Annotated in this window: 7 protein-coding genes; all 7 read right to left on the reverse strand. The window is 66.4% G+C overall.

All coding sequences use genetic code 11. The annotated features are described in order from the left end of the window. The coding region (locus tag AC1DXV_RS31805) for a DNA adenine methylase (protein ID WP_477937478.1) at positions 1-506 on the reverse strand (506 nt) is incomplete at its 3' end. A gap of 183 nt (positions 507-689) precedes the next feature. Further along, positions 690-1,247 (reverse strand): hypothetical protein, encoded by a 558-nt coding sequence (locus AC1DXV_RS31810; RefSeq protein WP_477869525.1) that lies wholly within the window; start codon positions 1,245-1,247, stop codon positions 690-692. After that, positions 1,247-1,813, reverse strand: a complete 567-nt coding sequence (locus AC1DXV_RS31815) for a glycoside hydrolase family 108 protein (protein WP_477869527.1) — start codon at positions 1,811-1,813, stop codon at positions 1,247-1,249. Before AC1DXV_RS31815 ends, AC1DXV_RS31810 begins: the two co-directional genes overlap by 1 nt. A 73-nt stretch (positions 1,814-1,886) precedes the next feature. Then, positions 1,887-2,129: a hypothetical protein gene (locus AC1DXV_RS31820; RefSeq protein WP_477869529.1), complete on the reverse strand. Its 243-nt coding sequence runs from the start codon at positions 2,127-2,129 to the stop codon at positions 1,887-1,889. Further along, a complete protein-coding gene (locus AC1DXV_RS31825) occupies positions 2,122-3,684 on the reverse strand; it encodes a phage portal protein (protein WP_477937480.1) in 1,563 nt (520 codons plus the stop codon). The genes AC1DXV_RS31820 and AC1DXV_RS31825 overlap by 8 nt, the downstream gene beginning before the upstream one ends. Continuing rightward, a complete protein-coding gene (locus tag AC1DXV_RS31830) occupies positions 3,681-3,911 on the reverse strand; it encodes a DUF6148 family protein (protein ID WP_477869533.1) in 231 nt (76 codons plus the stop codon). Before AC1DXV_RS31830 ends, AC1DXV_RS31825 begins: the two co-directional genes overlap by 4 nt. Before the next feature lie 266 nt (positions 3,912-4,177). Further along, positions 4,178-4,392, reverse strand: a 215-nt coding sequence (locus tag AC1DXV_RS31835; protein ID WP_477937482.1) for an ATP-binding protein, incomplete at its 5' end; no start/stop codon positions are given.

Genomic DNA, 4,392 nt, shown 5'->3' on the forward strand with positions numbered 1-4,392 from the left:
TGCGGCCGGTCGTAGCGCTCGATGCAGGTCTTCCAGTGCAGCCGCTCGACGAAGGTGCCGGCCAGGCGCAGATGCGCGGCGCTCAACTGCTCCTCGATGCGCAGCAGGTTCACCGGCGGCGCGGTCGTCGCCGTGCCCCAGGTCTGCCCCTGCACCTTGCCGCCGAAGCATTGGTGCTGCAGGTAGTAGAAGCGCGCGGCGCGCTGCACGTCGGTCAGCGTCTCCGCGGGCGTGTCCTGGATCCACTTGAAGACCTCGCGGCTCGACAGCGCCCATTTGAACTGGCGCACGAACTCCTCGAGGTGGTGTTTCACCACGCGGTACAGGTTCACCAGCTCGCCGTTGATGTCGTTGATGACCTCCACGTCCGCCGGCGGGCGAAGGAAGTACAGCGCGGCGCCGCCCGCGAAGACCTCGACGTAGCACTTGTGCGCCGGAAAGCGCGGGATCAGCAGATCGGCCAGGCGTCGTTTGCCGCCGATCCAGGGAATGATTGGGTTAGCCATGAGGCTCCAGTTGGGTGTAGGTACACTGCGCCCCGCCTCCGGAAGGTGGCAGGGCCTTGGCTGGGCTCACAGGAAAGGTCTGTGGGTTTGGTGGCCGCCGGAGTGCTCCAACACAACGGCGGTCGCCCTGTCTTTTTGAGGCTGTGCAGACGCCTGCACAGCCGGGGAACTGGCGGCCGGCAGCTACTTCACGGCCGGTGCGCGGGCGAGGAGTTCGGTCTTCTCGGCAGACCCGCGGCTCGATCCGAACTCGAACTGGTGTGCATCGCGCAGGCCGTTGGCGAATTGCTGGGTCAGCATGCCCAGAGGGCCGTTCAGGGCCATGATCAGTGGGTTCACGTCGCCGCCCTTCGTCACGCCGAGCCAGGTCACGAAGACCATCGCCGACAGGCAGGCCAGCATGCCGATCACGTCGCCGACGATCATCAGGTCCGCGCGCCTGGTCGTCCGGCCGAGCTGGGCAAGCTGCACGTCGCGCTTGCGGGCGTCCTGCCGATCAGCGAGGAAGGCCTTGTCGAGATCGGCCTCTGCTGCGATCACCGCCTGGCGGAAGGCCAGCAGTGCCGCAGGATCGGCCTGGATCGCGCTCAAAGCGGCCTGGCCGCTGTCCTTGCCGGTGACCTGCTTGGCGATGTCGATCACGATGCTGGCGGCTTGCTCGGCCTGGTCGCTGCCGGTGATCCACTTCAGGATGCCCGGCACGAACTGCGCGAGCGCGAATGCGGTGCTGATCGGGTCCATCAGGCCTTGCCTCCCACCGCGGCCGCGATCTCCACGCGGTTCAGCAGCCAGCCGTAAACGAAGGCTTCATCCTTCGCGCGTCGCTCAGCCAGCTCGACATAGAAGGCACCCTGCAGCGCGTTGAGCGCACGCAGCAGCACCACCTGCCCCTCGGCGCCGCGGCGGCGCACGTACTCCCGCAGCGCTGCGATCGTCATTGGGCCGATGCGTCCGTCCGCCTTCACGTCGGGGTACCAGCTGCCTTCCTTGTTCAGCACGTTGAGCGTGCGTTGCAGGAAGGTGGCCGCCTGGTCGGTGCCCTGGTTCACCGCGGTGTCGAACAGCTCGCCAGCCACGGCTGGTGCCGCGCTCGCGACCTGGTCGAGCTGCAGCGCGTCCCAGTACCGGCTGCGGTAGATCGCCTTTGCCTGGTCGAAGCCGAGCAGGTTCATCGGGCCGGCATAGCCGAAGGCACGTGCCACCACCTCGGTGATGCCGTACTTCGTCTGGCCGCCGCTGTCGAGCGGGTCGTCGCTGAAGCCGGCTTCCTTGCCGAGCACGGTTTCGTACGCTAGGTTGAAGTCCATTCGCTGTCGTCCCTGTTCTGCCTCTGGCCTCTTTGAGGTCGTCGTGATTTTTGGAGTCGTTCCGAGCTGGCGGTCACTTGCTGAGAAGGCGACTGAACCAATCGAACTTGATGGCCCCCAGGCCGAGGAGCGCCATCACCGCGTACATCGCGAAGCGCCGCAGGCCTTTGCCGAGCTGGCGGTCGACGTAGCCGCCCCATACATCGACCAAGCGCTGCGCGGTGCGCTCGTCACCGAGCTGGGTCACGAGCTGCGCAGCGAGCTTCTCGGCGATGCGCTGCATGTCGGCATCGGTCAGGGCACGGGGATCATTCATCGGCGTTGTCCTCCTGGTCGTCGGTGTTGGATGGGGATGGGGCGTCGCCCTGCTTCGGCGGGCTGGGCAAGCCGCTCGCGTTCTGGTTCGTCACATCGCTGCTGAAGCGCAGGTCTTTCTCCTTGACCTTGCGGCGCCACTCGGCGACCTGTTCGAGCACGGTGTCGGGGTTCCGCCCGGCCTTGCGGATCACCTCGACCTCGCTGATGAAGCCGGCTTGGCTCAGCGTCAGCCAGGCCGTGGCTTCCTTGGCCATGTCGATCCACGGCATCGACGGCGCGACGTAGAGCACGTCATTCGCGGTGCCGGGCATCACATCCTTTGGGCACGGCACGACACCGGAATAATCGGCCGCCTGAATGAAATCCTCGACAACCGGCTGCACGGCCATGCCGACGAAGTCGTCAGTCAAGCACGCGTAGTGCACCCACTGCTCGACGAGTTCCTGGCGCTGACTGCTGTAGGTGCCGTCGTAGTTGCGGCTGACGCTGGAGTAGCTCGCGCTGATGCCGGCGGCGAACGCGCGCAGCTGCCCGTTGCGGAAGGTGATCAGGTTCGGGTTCGGGCGCTTGCTGTCGATCAGGCCGATCTCTTCGCCGACGGCCAGCGTGTCGATGATGGTGCCGGGGGACAGCGCGATCTGGCGATGGATGTCGTTGCCGTTGTCGTCCTTCAGCGGGCCTTCGTAGCCGCCGCCGTCGGGCGCCTGGCGCTTCACGTAGCCCGTCAGCATGGCCGCGACCTTGGCGGCGATGCGCTCGGACTCCTCGTAGTCTTTGATGTCCTCGATGCGGCCGATGACGCTGGCGTAACGGGTCACACCGCGCAGTTGGCCGATGCGCTGCAGGTGCGCCAAGTGCAGCATGCGAGCCGCCGGAATCACTTTCAAGTCCGGCCGCAGGGAGATCGTCTCGCTGGGGTGACCCTTGTACAGCCAGTACCCGGTCGGGCGACCCCAGGTGTTGCGCTGGATACCCTGCTTGATGCCACGGGACTCGTCGGAGTAGTCCATCGGCACCATGTCCGCCTCGAACAGCTCGAGCGAGTACGGTACGTCGGTCCCGTGATCCAGGCCGGGCATGCGCCCCGTCACGCGCTGCGCGAAGGCTTCGCCATCGCGGTACAGCGTGCGGGCGAGCAGGCGCTGGCAGCGCGCGTAGCTGTGTTGCCAGCGGACCTCGGGGCGGCGCTGCCAATCGCGCCAGGCGGACGACAACGCCTTCGCGTAGTCGGTGTGGATCTCGCCGGTGCGCGTGCGCGGCTGGAACTCGACGCCAATGCCTTGCGCACCGACCGTGTTGTTCACCAGCACGTCCAGCGAGCCGACGACCAAGTCGTGATTGCGGTCGAGGTAGCGCATCTGGTTGCGAAGCGGCACGGCGCCCTTTTCCACCAGTTGATTGGGCGAGCCCCCGTCACGGCGGAACTYGCGCTGTGGGTTCGGCCGGGCGGCCTCGTAGTGAGCCAGCAGCGTTCGACCACGCAGGCGGGCCAGGCCGCGCTGCGGGTCCATCCATGCGACTAGGCGGTCGACAGCGTTGAGGCGTGCGGTCATTGGTCGAGACGCGCGACGGCGAAGCGCAAACCGCCGATGGTCGGCACGCCGGCGGCCTGCCCGCGCTCAGCCGCGACGCGCCCTTCCCACTCTTTGCGGCCAGCCCGGATCTCGGACAGGTCTTCGCTGCGGAAAACGCGGTCGCCGAGGCGCGCTTCCTTGCCGAGAAGAACATCGGTTTCGGCCTGCAGGTAGGCGGCCAGCATCGTGGAGGCAGGGGTGCTCATGCGCCCATGCTCGTGGAATCGGCGTCTACTTTGTAGGGGCGGCAGTAGACAAGTTCAGTACCTCACGAAGATCCCGAGTGACAGTCGACGACAGTTGCAAACCCGCACTGATGCTGCCGCCTATGTGACCCTGGCGGAGCGCATAAGTCCAGCGATCGATGGTGAGCTGCGCCAACGCAGCGGTTGGCGTCCCTAGATTCCGAAAGTCGAACCCTCACCGGCGGCCACCACCGAGTACCAGCTTGGGGGCAGTTTCTCCTCAAGCCTCAAATCTGACGAGGCAGGCCGCGAAGCGGTGCCTGTGATGAAGCCTCGGCCCAGCGTCTTCCATCGCGAATCGGGATCCTGACGACGAAGCGGCTGCCCTGCCCAAGCCCGGCGCTGCTCGCCTCGACGCTGCCGCCATGGGCTTCGGCTAGCTCGCGCACCACCGCAAGGCCCAGTCCCAGGCCGACGCCATTGAACTTCACCGCATGCTGTT

It is taken from the genome of Rhizobacter sp. P3_C12, from assembly GCF_056402735.1.